The organism is Sphaerimonospora thailandensis, assembly GCF_016863115.1.
Classification (GTDB): Bacteria; Actinomycetota; Actinomycetes; order Streptosporangiales; family Streptosporangiaceae; genus Sphaerimonospora; species Sphaerimonospora cavernae.
Genome location: NZ_BOOG01000005.1, coordinates 14,808 through 35,780, shown reverse-complemented (window position 1 = coordinate 35,780; position 20,973 = coordinate 14,808). Strand labels below are relative to the sequence as shown.

14 protein-coding genes are annotated in these 20,973 nt (G+C 68.6%); 8 read left to right on the top strand and 6 right to left on the bottom strand.

Annotation, left to right across the window (positions count from 1 at the left end; genetic code table 11):
* Positions 1 to 38: 38 nt before the first annotated feature.
* On the bottom strand, positions 39 to 1,787 hold the full coding sequence (locus Mth01_RS01865) for a PD-(D/E)XK nuclease family protein (RefSeq protein ID WP_204010219.1): 1,749 nt from the start codon (positions 1,785 to 1,787) through the stop codon (positions 39 to 41).
* 139 nt (positions 1,788 to 1,926) lie between these two features.
* Between Mth01_RS01865 and Mth01_RS01860 the strand changes: the two genes are divergently transcribed.
* Both Mth01_RS01860 and Mth01_RS01855 read left to right on the top strand, forming a co-directional pair.
* Positions 1,927 to 3,822 (top strand): N-6 DNA methylase, encoded by a 1,896-nt coding sequence (locus tag Mth01_RS01860; RefSeq protein ID WP_204010217.1) that lies wholly within the window; start codon positions 1,927 to 1,929, stop codon positions 3,820 to 3,822.
* Positions 3,823 to 3,906: 84 nt separating this feature from the next.
* A complete protein-coding gene (locus Mth01_RS01855; protein ID WP_204010215.1) occupies positions 3,907 to 4,704 on the top strand; it encodes an NAD-dependent epimerase/dehydratase family protein in 798 nt (265 codons plus the stop codon).
* A gap of 30 nt (positions 4,705 to 4,734) precedes the next feature.
* Here the strand turns inward: Mth01_RS01855 and Mth01_RS01850 are convergent, their stop codons facing one another.
* Positions 4,735 to 5,436, bottom strand: a complete 702-nt coding sequence (locus tag Mth01_RS01850; protein WP_204010214.1) for a thermonuclease family protein — start codon at positions 5,434 to 5,436, stop codon at positions 4,735 to 4,737.
* A 530-nt stretch (positions 5,437 to 5,966) separates the two neighbouring features.
* Between Mth01_RS01850 and Mth01_RS01845 the strand changes: the two genes are divergently transcribed.
* The 4 genes from Mth01_RS01845 (at position 5,967) to Mth01_RS01830 (ending at position 13,367) form a co-directional block, all read left to right on the top strand.
* Positions 5,967 to 7,499 carry a Re/Si-specific NAD(P)(+) transhydrogenase subunit alpha gene (locus Mth01_RS01845; RefSeq protein ID WP_204010211.1) on the top strand — a complete coding sequence of 511 codons (1,533 nt, stop codon included), beginning with the start codon at positions 5,967 to 5,969 and terminating at the stop codon, positions 7,497 to 7,499.
* A 4-nt stretch (positions 7,500 to 7,503) separates the two neighbouring features.
* Positions 7,504 to 8,925, top strand: coding sequence for a Re/Si-specific NAD(P)(+) transhydrogenase subunit beta (gene pntB / locus Mth01_RS01840; protein WP_204010209.1), 1,422 nt, complete (start codon positions 7,504 to 7,506; stop codon positions 8,923 to 8,925).
* Positions 8,926 to 9,169: 244 nt separating this feature from the next.
* Positions 9,170 to 9,613 carry a CBS domain-containing protein gene (locus tag Mth01_RS01835; protein ID WP_204010206.1) on the top strand — a complete coding sequence of 148 codons (444 nt, stop codon included), beginning with the start codon at positions 9,170 to 9,172 and terminating at the stop codon, positions 9,611 to 9,613.
* 49 nt (positions 9,614 to 9,662) lie between these two features.
* A complete protein-coding gene (locus tag Mth01_RS01830; RefSeq protein WP_204010203.1) occupies positions 9,663 to 13,367 on the top strand; it encodes an FHA domain-containing protein in 3,705 nt (1,234 codons plus the stop codon).
* 99 nt (positions 13,368 to 13,466) lie between these two features.
* On the opposite strand, the gene Mth01_RS01825 is transcribed toward Mth01_RS01830, so the two are convergent.
* The 4 genes from Mth01_RS01825 to Mth01_RS01810 all read right to left on the bottom strand — a co-directional run bounded on the left by Mth01_RS01825 (position 13,467) and on the right by Mth01_RS01810 (position 17,713).
* Positions 13,467 to 13,853 carry a type II toxin-antitoxin system VapC family toxin gene (locus Mth01_RS01825; protein ID WP_204010200.1) on the bottom strand — a complete coding sequence of 129 codons (387 nt, stop codon included), beginning with the start codon at positions 13,851 to 13,853 and terminating at the stop codon, positions 13,467 to 13,469.
* A complete protein-coding gene (locus Mth01_RS01820; protein WP_204010198.1) occupies positions 13,850 to 14,086 on the bottom strand; it encodes a FitA-like ribbon-helix-helix domain-containing protein in 237 nt (78 codons plus the stop codon). The genes Mth01_RS01825 and Mth01_RS01820 overlap by 4 nt, the downstream gene beginning before the upstream one ends.
* Before the next feature lie 90 nt (positions 14,087 to 14,176).
* Positions 14,177 to 16,105, bottom strand: a complete 1,929-nt coding sequence (locus tag Mth01_RS01815; protein WP_204010196.1) for a hypothetical protein — start codon at positions 16,103 to 16,105, stop codon at positions 14,177 to 14,179.
* Positions 16,106 to 17,713 (bottom strand): DEAD/DEAH box helicase, encoded by a 1,608-nt coding sequence (locus Mth01_RS01810; protein ID WP_204010194.1) that lies wholly within the window; start codon positions 17,711 to 17,713, stop codon positions 16,106 to 16,108.
* 137 nt (positions 17,714 to 17,850) lie between these two features.
* Here Mth01_RS01810 and Mth01_RS01805 point away from each other — a divergent pair, with 137 nt between their 5' ends.
* Both Mth01_RS01805 and Mth01_RS01800 read left to right on the top strand, forming a co-directional pair.
* Positions 17,851 to 20,202, top strand: a complete 2,352-nt coding sequence (locus Mth01_RS01805; protein WP_204010192.1) for an SEC-C metal-binding domain-containing protein — start codon at positions 17,851 to 17,853, stop codon at positions 20,200 to 20,202.
* Positions 20,203 to 20,349: 147 nt separating this feature from the next.
* On the top strand, positions 20,350 to 20,934 hold the full coding sequence (locus tag Mth01_RS01800; protein ID WP_204010189.1) for a TetR/AcrR family transcriptional regulator: 585 nt from the start codon (positions 20,350 to 20,352) through the stop codon (positions 20,932 to 20,934).
* Positions 20,935 to 20,973: the final 39 nt, after the last annotated feature.

Here is a 20,973-nt window from a genome sequence, read left to right as displayed (position 1 = left end):
ATTCCTTGTCGTCGCACCGCTCGCCGTCTCCGCTTCCGTCAGAAGGGCGGCTCGTCGTCGATCTCGGGCTCGGCGACCATGGCGGCGATCGCCTCGACGCGGGGGTCCAAGGCGCCGCGAGCCGGCAGGACCTCCCCGGTGGCGGGGTCGAAACAGGTGCTCGCGTCCGCGGCGGACGCCTCGGGGCACCATCGCGCCACCGGGCAGGAACGGCACCACCAGCCCGGGTTCGCGTGGAACGCCACGTCGCCGTGCCAGGGCCGGACGCGCTCATGGATGACGGCACGTGCGGTCGCGACGACCTCCGGATCGGCCGCGTCGAACGTCAGAACGGGCTCAGCGCTGTCCACGTGCAGTTGTTCCAGCTCGACCAGCCCGGACGTGTCTCCGAACACGCCGGTCGCGATCAGGCACACCGCCAGGGCGAGCTGAGGCACCATGGTCAGCGCGTTCTCCGCGGTGATGCCACGGGGCACCGCCGAGGTCTTGAGCTCCCGGTAGACCAAGCGACCGTCCACTCGGCGCAGGAGGTCGGGGCTGGTGAGCACCACCACGTCGGCGAGCGGGTCGTAGGCCGCGACCTTCGGCTCGGGCCGGATCTCGGTGATCACTCCAGGACCGCGTAGGGGACAGATGTCCACGTGCTGAAGGAGGTAGGGCCTGGCCTGGTGATAGTCCGCACGGTCCATCAGGGTGTCCGCGATGCCGCAGTCATCCGCCTCCACGTCCGGCAGATCCGCCAGGGTGCAGGCTCTGCCGCGCGTGTGCGCCGCCTCCAGCCAGCGGTGGACGGCGCGGCCTCGCTGGACCGCGACGCTCGTCTCCGACTCTCCAGGGATCCTGAGCTCGCGCAGGTGCGCCTGGGCGGGGCAGACCTCGTACTGGCGTGAGGTGGTGATCGACCAGGTGCGGCGATGGGTCCCCCGATCGGCCAGGCCGAGCAGCCCGGGCGCTGTGGGCAGGGAGTCGCAGGAGACCTGGATCTTGCACACGGCGCAGTCCTGGCCGGGGGTCCTTCCGCCGCCGGTGAGCAGTTCGGCGGCGGTGGGCCGTACCGCTGCCTGGTAGGACTGCCGGACCTCTTCCGGGCTCGCGTCGACCAGGGCCTTGTCGGCGCCGTCGGTGAGGCCGACCTCGACCACCCGAACCCGCTGCGGCCGAGGAACGCCCTTGTGGACCGGGACCGGGATCGCGTTGTAGAGCTCCCGATGGTCCTGAACGGGATCCCCGGTGCCGGCGACATAGGCCATCGCGAGCGTTGACGCATCATCGGCGGCGCCGAACGGACGTCGCATACGCAGCCGCCGGAACTCCACCAAAGATCCGTCCGCCGAGACGTACCAGCGGCCCCACGCGGTCAGTGAACGCATTTCGGCCGAGGACGAGCCGAACTGAGAGATCCGGGGACTGCGTTCGGGTCGTACGTCGATTCCGTCGTCGGCGAGCTCAGCGGCCAGAGAGTCCGCGACGTCGCGATAGGTATGGCATGCATGCCTGATCCATGAGGCGACGCCAGGATGCAGGCGGTCCCGGCTCTCCTTGGTCACTTTGTCGAGCGCCCGGTCGATTTCGTCGCCGTCGAACTCCACGGCGTCCAGCACACTCATGACCAGTCCGAGCGGAAAATCCACCCATGGCGGGTAGCGGCGCTGATCGTAGGTCCGTGGCCGGACTTGCGGGCGGGACTTGATCGCGGCGAAGTCACGGCAGTCGCTCTGACGTCGGTCGAGCATGCTCGCCGAGAGCCGGATGATCTGCGGGTTGCCGGTGAGCGTGTTCCAGTCCATGTATCACTCCGAAGGGGAAGGTGAGCGCTGCGCACAAGTACAGCATCTGTTCGCGTAGCAAACAAGCAAGTTTCACGTGCTCGACGCGAACTAGTCAGAATGGGTAGGGTGCCGGTATCACACGAACCAGGAGGTCGTGATGGGTGGCGACGTCTTGCTGACGGGTGCGGAAATAGCCCGATTGGCCGGAATTGATCGAGCCGCGGTGAGCAACTGGCGACGCCGGTACGACGACTTTCCTCAGCCGGTCGGCGGAACCGCCGCCAGTCCGTTGTTCTCACTGGAGCAGGTCGAGGTGTGGCTGCGCACGCACCGGCGCAAGGTTCGGCTCTCGGCCGAGGGACGGGTCTGGCAGCAGTTGAGGGCCGTCGGAGGTGACCTACGGCTGGCCGAGGTGCTCACCGCGACAGGATGGTTCCTGCATTACCTCCGCTCCGCTGGATGGTCCCGCTGGGCAGACGCCACTGACGAAGTCCTGGAAGTGGAGCTTCCCCGGGAGATCAGGCGCTCTTCCGGGGGGAGCAGCGGGTTTCCCGCCGCCCTTCCCCCGCGGACGGCGCCGCTCTTCCGCGCTGTCGCCGATCTGGCGAAGACCCATGGGGAAACGGCGCTGTTCGAATTCTTCATCGCACGATTCCTTGAGGCGCATCAGCGGAGCTTCGCCGCGACTTTGCCGCCACTCGCCGCTTTCATGGTGCGTCTGATGGGCCGGGATGCGCGCACCATCCTGGACCCGGCCTGCGGTACGGGAACCCTGCTCGTGTCCGCCGACTCGACGGCGAGGCGCCTCCTGGGGCAGGAAATCGACCCTGACCTGGCCGGGCTGGCAGCCGTACGGCTGGCGCTGATGAGTGACGAGGCGGACGTTCGCAACGGAGACGCCCTGCGGGCCGATGCCTTCTCGGGCGTGCAGGTGGACGGCGTCATCTGCAATCCGCCCTTCAACGAACGTGACTGGGGACGTGATGAGTTGGCCGCCGATCCGCGCTGGGAGTACGGCCTGCCTCCTGGCGCAGAGCCCGAGTTGGCCTGGGTCCAGCACGCGCTCGCTCACGTCAAGCCGGGCGGCTTGGCTGTGATGCTCATGCCGGTAGCCGCAGCCGGCCGAAGGTCGGGCCGCAGGATCCGAGCGGAACTGATCCGCAGGGGTGCCTTGCGCGCCGTCATCGAGGTGCCATCGGCCCTGGCCTCAAGCGCCGGAATTCCCGCCCATCTATGGCTGCTGAAAAGGCCGCTGCCCGGTGATCGCATCCCATCGACCGTATTGTTCGCTGCAGTACCGGCAGAAGCGGACACCGGCCGGCTTGACGAGATCATCGCGGTATGGGAGCGGTTTCAGGCTGAGCCATATCGTGAAGCTCCCGAAGCTCCCGCCGTGCGGGCGGTCTCTGTGCTGGATCTGCTCGACGATGAGACTGATCTGAATCCATCGCGTTATCTGGCCCTTGGGCGAGTGACGTCCCACGACGTGGCGTCCCTCTCGGCGGACATCGAGGAGCAGTTGGCGACGATTCGCCGGCTGCTTCCGAAGGGATTCGACGATTCTCCGTCGGCGACGTTCGCCCTCACCACCCTTGCGGATCTGGCAGCCGCCGGCGTGCTGACGGTGATTCGTCCCGGCAAGTCGGAAGAAGTGCCGAGCACGCCGGGGGATGTCGTTGTCATACCCGGGGGAGAGCGGCTCCACGTAGAGGTGGTCGCTCAGCCGACGACTGTGTCACCACCGCAACAACTGGTTCGCGTGAACCCAGATCTCGTGGATGCTCAGTTCCTCGCCGGTTTTCTACGCAGCGCCCATAACCTCCACGCCATGGGCGGCAGTTCAACGTCTCAGGGGCGGAGGGACATCCGGCGGGCGGTGGTTCCCAGACTCCCGGCCCTTGCCGAGCAACGGGTCTACGGTGCGGTTTTCCAGCGCGCGGAAGAGCTGAGGATTCACCTCCTCCACGCAGCCGAGAAGGGCGAACAGTTGGTAAGAGCCGTGGTGGACGCACTCACATCGGGGCACCTGCCATCCTCGAGCGGAGGAGCGTGAGATGCCGCCGGCTGCGGATCGTCGGCGATGGTCGGCCGAGAGGCTTTCCACGCAAGTGTCGGTGGCCGGTGAGAAGCTTCGGTCATGACAGTGGAGACGGTCGTTCTCACCGGTGCCGCCGGGCGGGTCGGATCGGTGCTGAGGGAGGCTTTGCGGGGTCGGCTGCGCCGGCTGATCTCGGTCGATCAGGTGCCGATGATCGCCGGCGGGGCGAACGAGGAGGTCCGCCATGTCCGGTTGACCGCTGTCGAGGACGTGGTGAGCGTCATCGAGGGCGCCGACGCGGTCGTGCACCTGGCCGGAGTGCCGGACGAGGCGCCGCTGGCCGACCTGCTGGACGGCAACGTGCTGGGTACCCACCACGTGCTGGAGGCGGCGCGACGCAGCGGGACCAGGCGTGTGGTGCTGGCGAGCAGCAATCGGCTGAGCGGCTGCTACCCGGCCGCGCAGACGGTCTCGGCCGAGATGCCGCCCCGCCCCGACGGGCTGTACGGCGTCAGCAAGGTCGCCGTGGAGGCCCTGGGGCGCCTCTACGCCGACAAGTTCGGACTTCAGGTGGTGTGCCTGCGCATCGGCAGCCTCGAACCCGAGCCGACCGAGCCGCGGCATCTGGCCACCTGGCTGAGCCCGCGTGACTGTGCCGGATTCGTCTGGGCCGCGCTGACCCGGCCAGGCATCACCTTCACCGCCGCCTACGCGGTCTCCGCCAACACCCGCCGGTTCTGGGAACTGGACGGCCGCCTCGGTTACCACCCGCTCGACGACGCCGAGGCATACGCGGGCCGGATCCCTGGCGCGCCGAGCTACTTCACCGGTGACCAGCGTCAGGGCGGCGAGTTCGCCACCGTCGAGTACACCCTGCGCCACGCCTTCGGCCGGTAGTCACCCCAGGGACCGTACGGGCGAGGCGGCTCAGCGCTCACAGACGATGCCGTCGCCGTCCCGGTCCCGGTACCAGGAGTACTCGGGGTCTCTGCCTCGGTAGTAGGGCCCGTATCCGTTGCGGTTGGCCTCGGCGCAGGTCGAGAACCTGGGGTCGGTTCCCGAGGAGGGGGGCTGGGTCGGGGACGGCCGATTCGTCGGGGGGTTGGTTTCGGTGCTGGTGTCGCATTTGCCGGACCAGATGCGCAGCCTGGCGGACCGTGCCTTGGCTTCGTCGGCACGCATGACCTTGATGTACTTGTCGTTCGGCTGGTACAGCACGGCCTTGGCGTAGCCGTACCGGACCAGGGCGCGGTTCACGAACGAGCCGCCGGAGTTCCACACGTAGAACAGGTGCCGCCCGTACCCGTCCTTGGGGTCCTTGTCCTTCAGCACGTAGGCGATCTTCCCGACCGGCAGCAGGGCCGCGGTACGGGCGGTGGCCGCGTCGAACCAGCACTGACCCCGCTCGGGGGTGTCGATCTCCAGGAGGCGCACCCGCATCGTCTTGCCCCTGCTGTTGACGACGTCGATGGTGTCCCCGTCGACGATCTTCTTGACCTTCACCGAGATGGCGCCCTTGGGGACTTTCGCGGGTCGGGCGGCGGCATCGGCGGGTGTCGCGATCGTGAGGGGGGTGACCAGCGCGGCGGACGACGCGAGAACGGCGAGTGCCCGGGAGGAGAGTCGCACCTGTGACTCCAGATACGGAGGGAATGGGGACAGGGGAGAGCGTAGATCGAAACGCGGTAGGTGAGGTGTCTATGAGGTGATTGCGTGGATTCCGTAACTTTTATGAGACTCAATCATCCCGGGCTGCATCGCGGCGTCGAGCAGCAGGGACCCCGGCGTGAGCCCCACGAGGCCCGGCTTGCCGCCGAGAGTGCCAAAGGCGAGCACGAATACCGACACGACGACCCCGACCGGGCAGATGAGGTTGTCGGGGCCCGTCCCGCGATGGTCCAAGTCATGGGTTGCGCTGTCGACGGGCCGTGGCGTGAACAACTGGCTGGGGCAGGCTGATGTTGCGATCGGTGGCGAGGGGTCCCTTGGGGTCCCCGGCGACAGAGAGCCGATGGCCCCATCGCTACGATTCACCGGGACATGGTGCACCCGATTCTGTGGCGGATTTGATCTAGCAGTCGCATCCTTACGGATAGAGGTGCACTTTCTTATATTAACGATCTCGAATCGTCTGCAGTCCTGAACAGCGGAGGTTAGTAGTGATCATCGGCGTGCTCAGGGAGTCGCGCCCGGGCGAGGCACGCGTGGCGGCGACCCCTGCCACCGTCGTGGAGCTGGTCAAGCTGGGTTACCAGGTGGTGGTGGAGCCGGGTGCCGGTGTGGCCGCCTCGTTCTCTGACGACGCGTACGCGAAGGCCGGCGCGGTGATCGGCGACGCGCTGGCGGCCGACATCGTGTTCGCGATCGACGCCCCGCCGGTCGAGCAACTGGACGGGCTGCCCGGGGGCGCCACGTTGATCAGCATGCTGAACCCGCGGCTGAACCCGAGTCTGGTCGAGGACCTTTCCCGGCGACCGATCACGGCGCTGTCGATGGACGCCGTACCGCGGATCTCGCGGGCGCAGTCGCTGGACGTGTTGTCGTCGATGGCCAACATCGCCGGTTACCGGGCGGTTGTGGAGGCGGCGCACGTGTTCGGCCGGTTCTTCACCGGCCAGGTGACCGCGGCGGGCAAGGTCCCGCCGGCCAAGGTGCTCGTCGCGGGCGCGGGCGTCGCCGGCCTGGCGGCGATCGGCACCGCCGGCAGCCTGGGCGCGATCGTGCGGGCGACGGACCCGCGGCCGGAGGTGGCCGACCAGGTCAGGTCGCTGGGCGGCGAGTACCTGGCCATCGAGACCGCGGACGTGGAGGTGTCCGCGACCGGCTACGCCAAGGAGATGTCGGACGACTACAGCCGGCGCGCCGCCCAGCTGTACGCTGAGCAGGCCAAGGACGTCGACATCATCATCACCACGGCGCTCATTCCCGGCAAACCGGCGCCGCGGCTGATCACCGCCGAGATGGTGGCGAGCATGAAGCCGGGCAGCGTGATCGTCGACATGGCCGCGGCCAACGGGGGAAACGTCGAGGGCGCCGTCGCGGGTGAGGCGGTGGTCACCGACAACGGCGTGACGATCATCGGCTACACCGATCTGGCCGGTCGGCTGCCCGCGCAGGCGTCGCAGCTGTACGGCACCAATCTGGTGAACCTGATGAAGCTGATGACACCGGACCGGGACGGACGGCTCGTTCTGGATTTCGAGGATGTCGTCCAACGCTCGATGACCGTCGTACGCGACGGCGAGCTCACCTGGCCGCCCCCGCCGGTGTCGGTGTCCGCGGCGCCGGCGCCCAGCACCGCTCCTTCGACGACCGCCCCGGCCGAGCCGCAGGAGAAGCGGCCGGTCTCGGCGCGCCGGCGGTTGGCGCTGGCCGGGGTCGGCGCAGCCGCGCTGTTCCTGCTCACGGCACTGTCGCCGGCCGCCCTGCGGGGGCATCTCACAGTCTTCGCACTGGCGATCGTCATCGGCTACTACGTGATCGGACACGTGCACCACGCTCTGCACACACCGCTGATGTCGGTGACCAACGCGATCTCGGGGATCATCGTCGTCGGCGCCCTGCTGCAACTCGGGCACGGCGACAACGTCGTGACCGCGCTGTCGTTCGTCGCGATCCTGATGGCCGGCATCAACGTCTTCGGTGGCTTCGCGGTGACGCGCCGCATGCTCGCCATGTTCTCCAGGAGCTGATCCAGTGACCATCGAAACGGGAGCGCAGGCGGCCTACATCGTCGCCGCCCTGCTCTTCATCCTGGCGCTGGCCGGTCTGTCCAAGCACGAGACCGCCAAGGCGGGCAACACGTTCGGCATCGCCGGCATGACCCTGGCGCTGGCGGCGACCATCGCACTCGCGATCGATCAGGGCATCAGCGGCCTCGGTCTGACCCTGCTGATCGTGGCGGTCCTCATCGGCGCCGCGATCGGCCTGCACCGGGCGAGCAGGGTCGAGATGACCGGCATGCCGGAGCTGATCGCGCTGCTGCACAGTTTCGTGGGTCTCGCCGCCGTGCTCGTCGGATGGAACGGGTACCTCCACGTGGAGGCCGACCTGGGCGACGCCGAGGCCGGCCTGCTGCGCGCCCAGCACATGCTCGGCATCCACAGCGCCGAGGTTTTCATCGGCGTGTTCATCGGCGCCGTGACCTTCACCGGCTCGATCGTGGCCTACCTGAAGCTGTCCGCCAAGATCAAGTCCAACCCGCTGATGCTGCCGGGCAAGAACTTCCTCAACCTCGGTGCGCTCGCCGCGTTCGGCGTACTCACGGCATGGTTCGTGATCGAGCCGCAACTGTGGCTGCTGATCTCCGTCACCGTGATCGCCCTGCTGCTGGGCTGGCACCTGGTCGCCTCCATCGGTGGGGGCGACATGCCGGTGGTCGTGTCGATGCTCAACAGCTACTCCGGCTGGGCCGCGGCCGCCTCGGGTTTCCTGCTCGAGAACGATCTGCTCATCGTCACCGGCGCACTCGTCGGCTCTTCGGGCGCCTACCTCTCCTACATCATGTGCAAGGCGATGAACCGGTCCTTCATCTCCGTGATCGCCGGTGGTTTCGGCATCGAGGCCGGGCCCGCCGCCGACGACGCCGACTACGGCACGCACCGGGAGGTCACGGCCGAGGAGGTAGCGAAGCTGCTCACCACAGCCGACTCCGTCGTCATCACCCCCGGGTACGGCATGGCGGTCGCCCAGGCGCAGCACGGCGTCGCCGAGCTCACCCGCAAGCTGCGTGAGAAGGGCGTCGACGTCCGCTTCGGCATCCACCCGGTGGCAGGCCGCCTCCCCGGCCACATGAACGTGCTGCTCGCCGAGGCCAAGGTGCCCTACGACATCGTCCTGGAGATGGACGAGATCAACGACGATTTCGCGAGCACCTCGGTCGTGCTGGTCATCGGGGCCAACGACACGGTCAACCCCGCGGCCACCGAGGACCCGAGCAGCCCCATCGCCGGAATGCCCGTCCTCAGGGTGTGGGAGGCCGACAACGTCATCGTGTTCAAGCGCTCGATGGCCTCCGGCTACGCCGGAGTGCAGAATCCCCTGTTCTTCCGGGAGAACAGCGCGATGCTCTTCGGCGACGCGAAGGAACGAGTGGAGGACATCCTCCGCGTTCTCTGATGCGATGACCTGTAGCGCAGGGTGCGGGCCGTCTCCTGGTCAGGAGGCGGCCCGTCGTACGTGAAACGGCCCGGCTCAGGTCGCCGTCGTCCGCGCTCCCGTTGACGGCCTGCCTGACGTACGTGCCGACCGCGTCCTTGTAGGTGGGTGTACACCTCATTCGGGTGGATCTATACTCCCGGAAAATCGTTCCAAATGAATGGCCGGTGGCCGATTTGTGCGGACGGCGGACCTGGGAGGTGGCGTGCTGGTCAGTGACGTCATGACGGCATTCCCGGCCTACATACGGCTCGGCGCGACCATCCGGCGGGCGGCCGAGGTGATCAGCGTGTCGGAGGTCGGCCAACTGGTGGTCCTGGACCACGACGGCCGGTTCGTCGGGTCGCTGTCCGAGGAGGACCTGGTGCGGGCCATGCTGCCCGGCTTCGACGACGTGTCCGCCGCCGGTGGCACGCTCGCCGACGCGTTCCGGATCTTCCTGGAGCGGGGCCGCGCCCTCGCCGACCGCGTCATCGACCCACTCGTCGTGCGCGACGTGGTGACGGTCCGATCGACCGACGAACTCGCCCGCGCGGCGATCGTGATGATCGACCGCGGGATCCGAAGGCTTCCCGTGGTCGACGACGGGACCCTCGTGGGCACGCTGTCCCGGGCCGATCTGTGCCGGGCGGTGATCTACCATTCCTGAGCTCCGGCTTGTTCTCACCGATCGGCACACCCGAGAGACCATCGAGCGGGTGTGCACGCTGCCGGCGACTCTCGGCCGGGACGGCGGCGCGGCGGCGGTGGTGCTGGACGACGACACCGTCTCCCGGCGCCACGCACGGCTCGAGACCGTCGACGACCAGTTGGTGCTCACCGATCTCGGCAGCTCCAACGGAACCTACGTGAACGACGTGCGGGTGACGCGCCGGGTGCTCGTCCCCGGGGATCGGATGCGCATCGGCCGATATGAGCTGACCTGGACGTTCTTCGACTCGGACGCGACGGGGCTCATCGATCCGAGCCAGATGACCGTGCTGCGGCCGGTCGGGCCGCCGCGCATCGCCGCACGACGCGTGGTGGAGGCCGCCGAGGCGTACAACCGGCGGGCCGGGCACGAACTCGACGGATTCCTGTCGCTCGCGCACGGATTTCTGCCGGTCGAGCCGCCGCTGCAGGCATTCGCGGAGTCGCACCGCGCCTGGGACGAGATGACCGATCAGCTCCCCGAGCTGTTCCGCCGGCTGTCGCTGCGCCGGGCGTTCGACGCGATGCCGGTGCTCGACGCCCGGCCCGAGGCGTTGCCCGACCGATACCTGTTGCGCGCCTCGACTCTGCTCGGCGTTTTCGCCCACGCCTATCAGTACATGGCGATCGATCCGCCGACCGCTCTGCCCGAGTCGCTGCTGCGGCCGTGGACCACGGTCTCGCGCCGGCTGGGCAAGGAGATCCCGGCCGTCTCCTACATCGATCTGTTCTTCTACAACTGGCGGCTGCGCGATCCCGCCGGGCCGCGGGCGCTGGACAACATGGACCTGCTCGTGCCGGCCTGGAACAACCCGGCGGAGCAGGTGTTCTACCTGGTCACCACCGAATTCGCGATGGAGCTCACGCCCGTGCTGGGCGCCATGCTGGCGGCTCAGGAGGCCGTCGTCGCGGACGATCCCGCCTCCTTGGAGCGCGCGCTCCTGGTGATCCTCGACCGGCTGCAGCACGTCACCCAGACCATTTATCCGCAGCTCGATCCCAACCCCCGAGCCCGGCACCCGCTCGACCAGGTGTTGTGGGCCAAGACGGTCGGCACCGCGGGCGTTCCGATCTTCGACGGCGCACCCAGCCCGAGCGGGACCGCGCAACCGCAGATCCACGCGCTGGACGCGTTTCTCGAGCGCCGGGACTACGGCTCGGTGGTCGGGCGGCAGAGCACCTACCTCGCCGGATTCTTCCCCCGGCACTGGCAGGAGCTGATCGCCGCGTTACGCGAGGTGTCGGTGCGACAGTACGTCGAGGACACCCGCAACAGCACCCTGCGCGGCGTCTACAACGCCGTGCTCGACGCCTATCTGGGCGACCGCGGCTGGATGGGCCTGCACCGCGTCAAGACGTACGGCTTCCTGGAGGTGGCGTTCAAGGTCGGCCGCCAGGTGACGACCGGCGCCCGGTTCACCGGACTGTTCAAGGACCGGACCTGGGACAGGGTGGACGACCAACTGGCCATCGCCCGCGATGAGCGCCGCCCGCCGGTGGGTCCGCCGGTGGTGTTCGGGACCGCCCGCCGGGGCCGGGTCGTCACCGCAGAGTCCGGCGCCTGGACCTGCTATCTGGACATCGACGTCACCGGGCAGGGCGTGCACCACCTGCCCGGCGACCGGGTCGGCGTGCTGGCCGAGAACGACGACGAGTTGGTACGCCGCACCGTCGCCGCCCTGCAGGCGACCGGCGACGAGCTGGTGCGGCTCACCCCGCGGTGGCGAGCGGCGGTGGCCTGCCGGGCAGGATACGGCGACGTCGACGTGCTGCCGCTGCGGACACTGCTGCGCTTCGCCCGGCTCCGGCCGATCGGACGGGACGTGGCCAAACGGCTGGTGAAGCTGACGGCCGTGGGCTCGTGGCAGCGGGTGGTGGACGCCCGCATGGAGGACCAGTGGGAGCTGTGGGACGTCCTGAACCTGTTGTACGCGGGCGGATATGACGTCACCCGGCTGTGGAAGGCCGACCCACGCGAGGACGACGCGTTCTGCGCGGTGGTTCCGCCCGAGCCGTTCCGGCTGTATTCGATCGCCTCGGCGCCGCCGCCCGGCGAGCCGGCCACCACACTGAAGCTGGTGGTCGCCGGCCTCGGCTACACCTCCGCCCAGACGCCGTGGTCGTACCCGAGGGAACGGCAGGGCACGGCATCGCATTTCCTGCGCCGGGTGAGCGCCGAGGGCCGGCACCGGCTGTCGCTGCAGATCGTCCCCACGCCCCGGTTCCGGCTGCCGGCCGATCCGGCCCGGCCCGTCGTCATGTTCGCGGCCGGTTCCGGGATCGCCCCGTTCCTGGGGTTCGTCGCCGCCCGCACCGGTTCGGGGGAGAACCGGCTCTATCTGGGGATCCGGACGCCGGAGGAATTCGTCGAGCACGCGGACCTGGACACGGCGGCGGCCGCGGGCCGGCTGAAACTCTCCGTCGCGTTCTCCCGTGCCGATGCCGCGGTCGGATTCGACGGCCGGCGCCACGTCGTCCAGGCCGGACGGCGGAGCCGGGTGGACGACCTGGTCCGCGCCGAGGCGGACGCGCTCTGGGAGCTGCTGCGGTCCACCGACGACGGCGGTCGCGGCGCATTCGTCTACGTGTGCGGCAGCGCACCGTTCGCCACCGCCGTGCTCCAGGCGTTGACCGACATCGTGCCCGGCGACGGCCGTGAGTTCCTCCGCCGGTTGGTGGCCGACGGACGTCTGGGCCAGGACGTCTTCACCACCTATCTGGGCCACGCGCAGCAGGGGCCCCGCTTCGAGGTGTCGGATCTGGCGCGGCGCAACACCGCGGAGGCGGGCTACTGGATGGCGATCGGCGGCGCGGTGTTCGACGTCGGCGAATTCCTGCACCTGCACATCGGCGGGCCGCAGATCGTCCGCAACCACGTCGGGCTCGACGCGACCGGGGCGTACCGGAAAGTGCTGCACCACGCGCACGCCGAGATCGACTCCCAACTCGCGATGTACCAGATCGGCCACCTGCGCCGGTTGCGGTTCGGCGGCCGGTGGGGCGTGGTGCTCACCGAGGACGGTCTGCGCGCGCTGCCGCTGGAAGAACTGTTCCGGACCTGGGCACGGTTCGTGTACCTGCTGGTCGGCATGGAAAACGCGTTGACCTCCGACTACGAGTTCACCACGTTGGTCACCACCCTGGGTGAGGATCCCCGGGAGCTGACACCCTTCAAGGCGCAGTACGTCCTCGAGGCGCACCGGCGGTTCCTGGTCAGTTATCTGGACGGGCTGGTGCACGAGGACCTGCGCGCCCTGTGGCAACTCACCGCCGGCTTCTGCGATCCGCACCTGGACCTCCGGTCCTTCGACGCCGATCTCGCCGCCATGTCCGCGCGGCCGGACGTCGGGCTGGTCCGGCATTCCGTATCCGCCGTCAAGGAGTCGCTGCTCGCCGGGGACGACTTCCGGCGGGTCTCGGCGCTGTGCCGCAGCTACGCGCACGCCGACGTCCAACTGCTGCGCGACCTGAAAACCGCGGTGCTGGAAGGGATCCGGGCGTTCGAGATCCACGAGGCCGACGTCGTCGAGCAGGCGGGAGCCACGCTGCTGAACACGGCACGCGAGGCGCTCGCCGCGGTCTCGGCCTACTACCGGCGCCTCGCCGAGCAGACCCGCGGCCAGGGCATCACGGCCGACGGTGGGGTCGAGGAGCCGATCCCGGCCGACCGGGGCATGCCCGGCCACGGCGGTCCGCTACCACTTCCCGATTGACGCTCGATCGCGACAAGGGCATGCGCGGCTGAGGCCGACACACAGGCGAAGGGCAGCCCGCGGATATTCACGTTGCACGGACTCACAACCGACCAGAGATCAGCAGAGATCGACGTCGATGTACTTGCTCGCCACCTTGTAGATCTTCTCGTCTGTGGTGACCAGGGCGCAGTCCAGCGCTTCGGCCAGGGCGACGTAGGTGGCGTCGTAACCGTTGAAGTTGGCTCGCAGGTCCCAGGCGCGATCGGCGGTCAGGTCGTCGGCGTGACGGGTGAAGGGCAGGCCCGCCTTGACGATCCGGGCTCCCTCGGCGCGGGCCTCACTGATCTTCCCGCCGAGAAGCAGGCCGCGTATGGCGTTACGGAACTCGTAGTCGAGCAGGTAAGGGATGTGGAGCCGGTTCTCGGCGACGCGTGCGAGCAGTTCGTCTGCGGCGGTGTCTCCGGCCAAGGCCTCGACGAGCGCCGAGCTGTCGATGACGATCACGTCTCGCGGATCTTCCGTATCTCGGTGACGACGTCGTCACGACTCGCCCCGCCGCCGAGCGATCGGAGCGCCTCCAGTCGTTCTCTGATCGTGTCGGGGGAGGGAGTGGCGGCGACTTCGGTGAGGATGTCGGCCACATACGCGGACAGCGACATGCGCTTACGCGCGGCCCGCGCTTTCAGTTCGGCGACCACTTCCGTACCCAGCCCTCTGACCTGCAAGGTGGCGTCCATGATGTAAGCATAATGCTTTTCGCGCATGTGAGGTCTGCATACGGCTAGCACCAGACCGAATGCGGCCCCGCTCACTCACGCTCGTCTCCCTTACCACGGCTGAGTCGCGGACAGCTTCAGGCGGCGCGCCAGGGTCTTGTCCGCGGTCCGGATGAGGTCCTCGTCGATGTGATACAGGTCGGCGACCTCGCTGTAGTGGCCGCGATCTCCGGCCCGGTAGCCGATCATCCGGTCGATGGCGGCCGCGATCGCCTTCGACGGGTGTGATCGGCACACGACGGCCTGGTCGGGGATGCGGTTCCAGGCGGTGAGCATCCGCAGCACGAGTGGTAGCCCGCAGTAGGGCAGCGAGTGCTTCCAGATCAACCGCTCCACCGGGTCGAGGCCGCGCGGGGCGGCGAGGTCCCGGGTGCCACGTCCCAGACCCCTGATGACCATCCAGTGCGGGTGGAACCTGCGTCCGGGCTCATTGATGTTCGGCAGGAGTTCCTCGACCCGGGGGACGTCCCCGTCGAACCGCCAGGTGATCTGATATTTGTACAGGTAGTCGCCCGCCTGTGCCTGGCCGCTCACCGCCTCCGGCTGTCCGGGGTGAGAGGAGCAGGCGGCCGTCGTCCAGTGCGTTATGGCTGTCTTCGTGCCGAGGAGCATGCCGGGTCCGCCGGTGCCGTACAGCCGGAACAGGGTGGCGGCCGGAGAGTCCGGCATGAGCAGGGGGTAGAGGGCGAGGCCGCTCCGGGTGGTCGCCGTCCAGAATTCCCGGGCGAGTTTCTCACCCGCCTTCGGGACGGCCTGCGCCTTCGCCTTGGGCGGCAGGACCTTCGGTCGCGCCGCCGCAGATTCCTCCGGAGGCGCGGTCTTCGCCGGTTTCGCGACCGGTTTGACCGGTGGTGTGGCCTTGGCCGGCGCCGAGGGGGCGGCTCCGGCTGGTTTCGCTCTGTCACGGCCGACTGGCGGGGGAGATGTCACGGGTTCCGCCGGCTTGGCCAGACAGGACTCGCAGCCCAGCTTGGTTTTCGAGGCCACCAGTGGTTCGGGCTTGTCGCAGCTTGGGCAGCGCAATGCGGCGAACGCCCCGAGCGGGGTCAGGTAGTCGAGCACCAGCGGATAGCGCCGGGAGCCGCGTAACACGTCGACGGGGAACCGGATCGCCGGCACCTGGACGACATGCAGCCGGTAGGGCCGGATCTCATGGTGGGCCTGGTATTTCTCGGCGATCTCGGTGAGCCGCCGGGCCCGTTCCTCCCGCGTGGCCGTGAGCCGCGCGGTCAGGATGGCGGCCCGCTCCTCGTCGGCGCCGCGGAGCCGGTTCTCGACTGAGGCGATCTGGTCGTCGTAGTAGTCGCGGGCTCGCTGCTGTTCCTGCCTGAAGGCCGTCTGGGACTGCCCGGCGAGCGTGCCGCGCCGGGCGCGTGCCGTGGTCTCGATGATCTGGTGCGCTTCGGTGAGCGCCTCCTCCAGCCCGCCGGGCAGATCCATCCGCGGTTTCTCGGCAGGCGGGAGCCGTACGAGCTTGGGCACCCAGGCGTCTGGAAGGGGCAGCCTGGATCGCACGTCCAGCCAGCACTCCGCTCGCTCCTGGAAGTGATCTTCAGCTGAGAGGGAGTAACTGATCAGCACGCCGACCCGCAGCATCGGGCGTACTGTCGCGGCCGGGGAGCCGGCCGGGTCGATCCGGCCATGGTCGACGGGGAACTGGTCGCGGGCCGCGGCCAGCAACACGTCCGCGTTGGGTGGTACGGAGGCGGGCGGAGTGAGCGCGACGATCCCGGCGTCTCCTTGAGCCAGCACCAGGTCCGCGGCCCGGGTGGGCGCGGGATGCCCGGTCGCCAGGAAGGTCAGGCCGTCCTCGCGGGCCGCGTCAGGGTCGGAGGTGACCGTCAGCTCACCAGGAAGGTCGAACTCCGCCGCGAGCGCCGGCGGCAGCAACACCAGGTTGCCGTCGATCACCGGCTCGGCCAGTCCGCCTTCCGTCTCGACATAGCGCAGCCAGAAACGCAGCCCCGAATCGGTTGTCATTCAGTCCTCGCCTACGAGAGCGTCGATCGAGCCCCGGCCCGCCAGGTAATCGGCGCGGGCCCGCGCCAGATCATCGCCGAGTGACTCCAGCCGGGCTCCGAAGTCGTCATCGTCTCCAGCCGCGACGAGCGCGTCGAAGACCGAGGCCTCGAAGTCGAAGTCGTCGTCGACCCGGCCGAGAATCATGTCGAGCTCCCCGACGACCAGTTCGAACAGGTTGATCTTCCTTTCGAGGACATGCAGGATGCGCTGCTCGATCGTGCCGCGGGCGACGAGGTTGGTGAGGAGCACGTCGTGGGTCTGGCCGACCCGGTGCAGCCGGCCCAGTCGCTGCTCGATCTGCATCGGGTTCCACGGCAGATCCATGTTGATCATAACGTGGCAGAACTGCAGGTTCCGGCCTTCGCCCGCGGACTCGGTGGACAGCAGCACCGGCGCTTCGTCGCGGAACGACGCGACCGCCTTGTCCTTGTCGTGCCGCGAGAGGCTGCCGTGGTAGACGGCGGCGGGGATCCCCTCGCCCGCCAGCGCCTGAGCGAGGCCGTCCAGCGTCTGCCGGTAGGCGGTGAAGACCAGGACCTTCTCATCCCGCTCGACGAACGGCTTCAGGCGGCGCAGCAACTCTGCGGTCTTCTCATGCCGCTGTACGGCCTGCGCCGCCGAGGCGAGCTCATCCCAGCCGATCTTGGCCAGGGTGGGCGCGACCGCGGCAGGACTGGAACCGGCCAGCTTGGCCAGGCTGCGCAGCGTGAACCGGTGGCTGTGCGCCGCACCCCGGGCTTCGGAGCGGATCCGCCGCAGCAGGGCGGAGTAGAACGCGGCCTCCTCATCGGCAGGTGTGATCAGCGCGGTCTCGGCGAGCCGCTGCGGCAGCAGCACCGCCACCTCGCTGCGGCGGTGCCTTACCATCACCTCACGGGTCCGGGCCCGCAACTCGCTGGGATTGCGCGGCGTGTCCCCGCCGCCGTGCCTGGCCTTGAACTGGGCGGCTGTGCCGAGCAGACCTGGTGAGACGATGCTGATCAGCTCGTACAGGTCCTGGAGCCTGTTCTCCACGGGGGTGGCGGTCAGCAGCAGATAGTGGCGGCCGCGGAGTTCCCTGGCCAGCTTGCCCGAGGCGCTGCGTGCGCCGCGTACCCGGTGCGCCTCGTCTATGATCACGATGTCCCACGGCTCGGCGGTGAGTCTGGAGCGCAGCGGATCGCGCCGGGCCGTGGCGAGCGAAGCCACCACGACGGATCCGTCGTCGTCCCAGCCCTTGCCGGTCGCCACGGTGGTGGGAAGACCGAACTTGCGTCCGAGCTCCTCGCCCCACTGGCCGACCAGTCCTGCCGGGGTGACGACGAGTGAACGGGCAGCCATGCCGCGGGCGCGCAGCTCCGCCAGGACCAGCCCGGCCTCGATCGTCTTGCCCAGGCCCACCTCATCGGCCAGGATGGCCCGTCCCCGCATGCGGCGCAGCACCGTTTTCGCGGCGGCGACCTGGTAGTCGAACGGCTCGAAGCCCAGCCTGGGGATCGAGAGAAGGGTGTCGAATCCCGGCCTGTTCCACACATCGGCGGCATCCTGCACGAGCGAAGCGCGATCCGGGTTCACAGGACGATTCAACTGATCAAGCAGAGACCGGTAGAGGCTGAGCGGCATAGGTGAGTCTCTCGGAGAGAATGGTTCGGGGAGAAGATCGGGGAGGGTGTAAGCCTAGCGAAGCTCGAGCGGCCACCCGGCATGATGGACGACAATGAGGTATGAACGTACGCCAGCTCAGATCGTCAGATCCGCGCACCTGGCTCCCGAAGGTCCTCTCGCGTCTCGCCGCCGCCGGCCCGGTGACCACGGCCGAGCTGGCCGCCTCGGTGGGAGTCGGCGAGGACGAGGTCGAACTCGCGTTGCGGACATCCGCCCGGGCGCATGAGGCCGACGAGGGGTGGGTCGACCTGCTCACCCTGGCGGAAGGTGCGGTGTTCACCCACTTTCTCACCTCGGTTGAGCTCGAGGAGGGCGTCCTGACGGGTGAGGACGACCTTGCCCTGTGGGTCCGCCTGGCCGAGGACGGGCTCCCGCTGAGCACCGGTGGGACCGTCGGCATCGACGACCGGATCGACGCGGACTACCTGGCGGAGACGGTCCTGACCGGCCCTGACGGGTGGCTGAACGACTTCTCCCCTGATGACCTGATCTCGGTGCGGCTCAGTGACGGCTGTCTGACGGTGGAGAGGTTCGACCTGGGTACGGCCGGGCCGTACGAGCGGCTGCCGCAGGTCGTGGAAGCGTTCCGGACCCACGCGATGAGCGGGCTCGCCGCCTTCGCGCAGGAGCCCACGGAGTTCTCGCCGTTCGTCGACATCGACGAAATCGTGGCCGACCTGCTCGCCGCGGACCGTGCCGTGTTCGCCGAGCCGCTGCCGCCGTTGCGTCCTCTGCTGCAGCTGGCGAAGCTGGAGGTGGCCGATGGCGCCGTGTCCCTCAGGGGCGCCCCTGATGAAGCCGGCGATGTGGAGAACCTGTCGTACGAAGAAATCGTCCATCTCACGATGATCCGCGGGATACTCGGTTCCCCCGACTCCTCGGAGGATGACCTGTCCCTGGTCGTCGGCGTTCTCGCCGACTCCGGCGACTTGCTGGAGCGGGCCGCCGACGAGGCCGAGGAAGATCCCCTGCCCGAGGAGATCATCGCCGGGCTCCGCCGTACGGCATCGACCGGCGTCCAGAAGGCGGTGGCGCTACTGCTGGCGGCACGCACAGCGGAGGGGAGCGGCGACCCGCGGACGGCGGCGGGCCTGATCGATGAAGTGCTCGCCGCCGATCCGGACAACCCGATCGCGCTGGTCGACGCGGCGGAGTACGCGGCCTGCCGGGGGGATCTCGTCCGCGCCGACAGCCTGCTGCGACGATGGGGAGGGCCCCCCGGCCAGGGACTGCGGCACACCCTGCGGCCGTTGCTGGCGGCCCCGGCCGGCACGACGGGTCGCAACCAGCCCTGTCCCTGCGGCTCCGGGCAGAAGTACAAGAAATGCTGCCTGGGCAAGCTGCACCATCCCCTGCCCGCACGCGCCGTGCTGCTGTATCACCTCCTGCTCCTCTACTCCCAGCGCCCGGCGCAGATCGATCTGCTCGTCGACCTGATCGAAATCACCGAGAACCCGGGGCTGGAGCCCGCGTTCGCCGACCTGGCGGCCATCGAGTGCCTCGACGCCTTCCTGGCAGAGCGCGGCGACTGGTTCCGCGGCGATGAGCGCGCCCTGCTGGAGACATGGCGCGACACACCCTTGCGGCTGTGGGAGGTCGTGTCGGTACGGCTCGGCGAGGCGACGGTCCGGCCGCTGCCGGGAGGAGACCCGGTGGTGCTGCGTGACCGGCTGTTCTCCCAGCACGCCAGGCCACTCGATCTCGCCCTGACCCGCCTGCTCGACGATGGAACCGGACCGAAGATCTTCGGAAGCCCGTTCAGAATCGACCGCATGCGCCGTCCGCACCTGCTGGCGCTGCTGGCCGAGGACCCCGGCCCTTACGAGATCGCGCGGTTCTTCGGTCCGCAGCCCATGCCGCACATCACCAACCGCGAGGGCCACGACCTGGTGATCTGCTCGGCCCGCTACGACGTCGGTGCTGCCTCCTGGCAGGCCCTGGCCGAGCGACTCGGCCAGGGCGGGCCGGACGAGCTCATCGCCAAGGGCGACGACGATGTGGTGCGTGGCACGATCCGGAGGGACGGCCCGCGCTGGACCATCGAGACCAACTCCGTGGAGCGTCTGCGCGAGCTGCAGGAACTGCTCCGCTCCGTCGCACCCGACGCCAGGCAGATCGACGAGTCCAGCGTGCCGATCGAACGCGCGCTGCGAGATGCCCCCGCGTCAGCCGATCCCGGCCTCCCGCCCGAGCAGACGGCGGAGATCATGGAAGAGTTCATCCAGAACTATGAGAGGAGCTGGGTGGACCAGTCGATCCCGGCCCTGGGCGGGCTCACCCCCCGTGAAGCCGTGGCACGTGGCGGGGCGGCCCGCGCCGACCTCGACGCCCTCCTTGACGACTTCGAATGGTCCGCCGATCAACCACAGGCCATGAGCGCCGCCCGGATCCGCCGCCTGCTCGGCATATGACAATGCGCGACCAGTGACCGTAGTGGCCGATCCCTACTCCTCGATCTCGGAGTGTGATATAACAAGCGCTTGATTGGCGACATGGGGGCACGTCCAGGCGCGTCCAGGCACTCCCGAGGCCGCCGTTCCAGATCGGAAGGGAGTGAGATGGCTGAGACGCCGGACCGCCGGACCGCCATTCTCCAGCAGGCGGCCGCCATGTTCGCCGGCAAAGGGATCGCGTCGACGACCGTGCGGGAGATCGCCGACGCCGTCGGCATGCTTTCCGGGAGCCTCTACCACCATTTCAAGTCCAAGGACGAGATGGTGGACGCGATCGTGACCAGCTACCTGGACGACCTCACGTCCCGGTACGAGAAGATCATGGTCGAGGTCTCCGGCCCGCGCACGCAGTTGGCCGAACTCATCCACGGGTCGCTGGCGGTGATGGAGGCGCACCCGCACGCCAGCGAGCTCTATCAGAACAGCGGCAATCACCTGCCCTCGCTGCCGTCCTTCGATCAGATCAAACGCGCCGCCGGCGTCATTCATGAGACCTGGGTCGGTGTTCTCGAGGCCGGTGTCGCCTCCGGGGACTTCCGTTCGGACATTTCGCCACGCGTCATGTACCGGCTGATCCGTGACGCGCTCTGGCTCTCGGTTCGCTGGTTCAAGCCCACGGAGCAGTACTCCCCGGAGCGGTTCGCCGACGACATCGTCTCCCTCTTCCTGCACGGTTTGAGTCCGCGCTGAGAGCCGATGTGGTGCATCGGCTGCCCTGGCAACTCAACC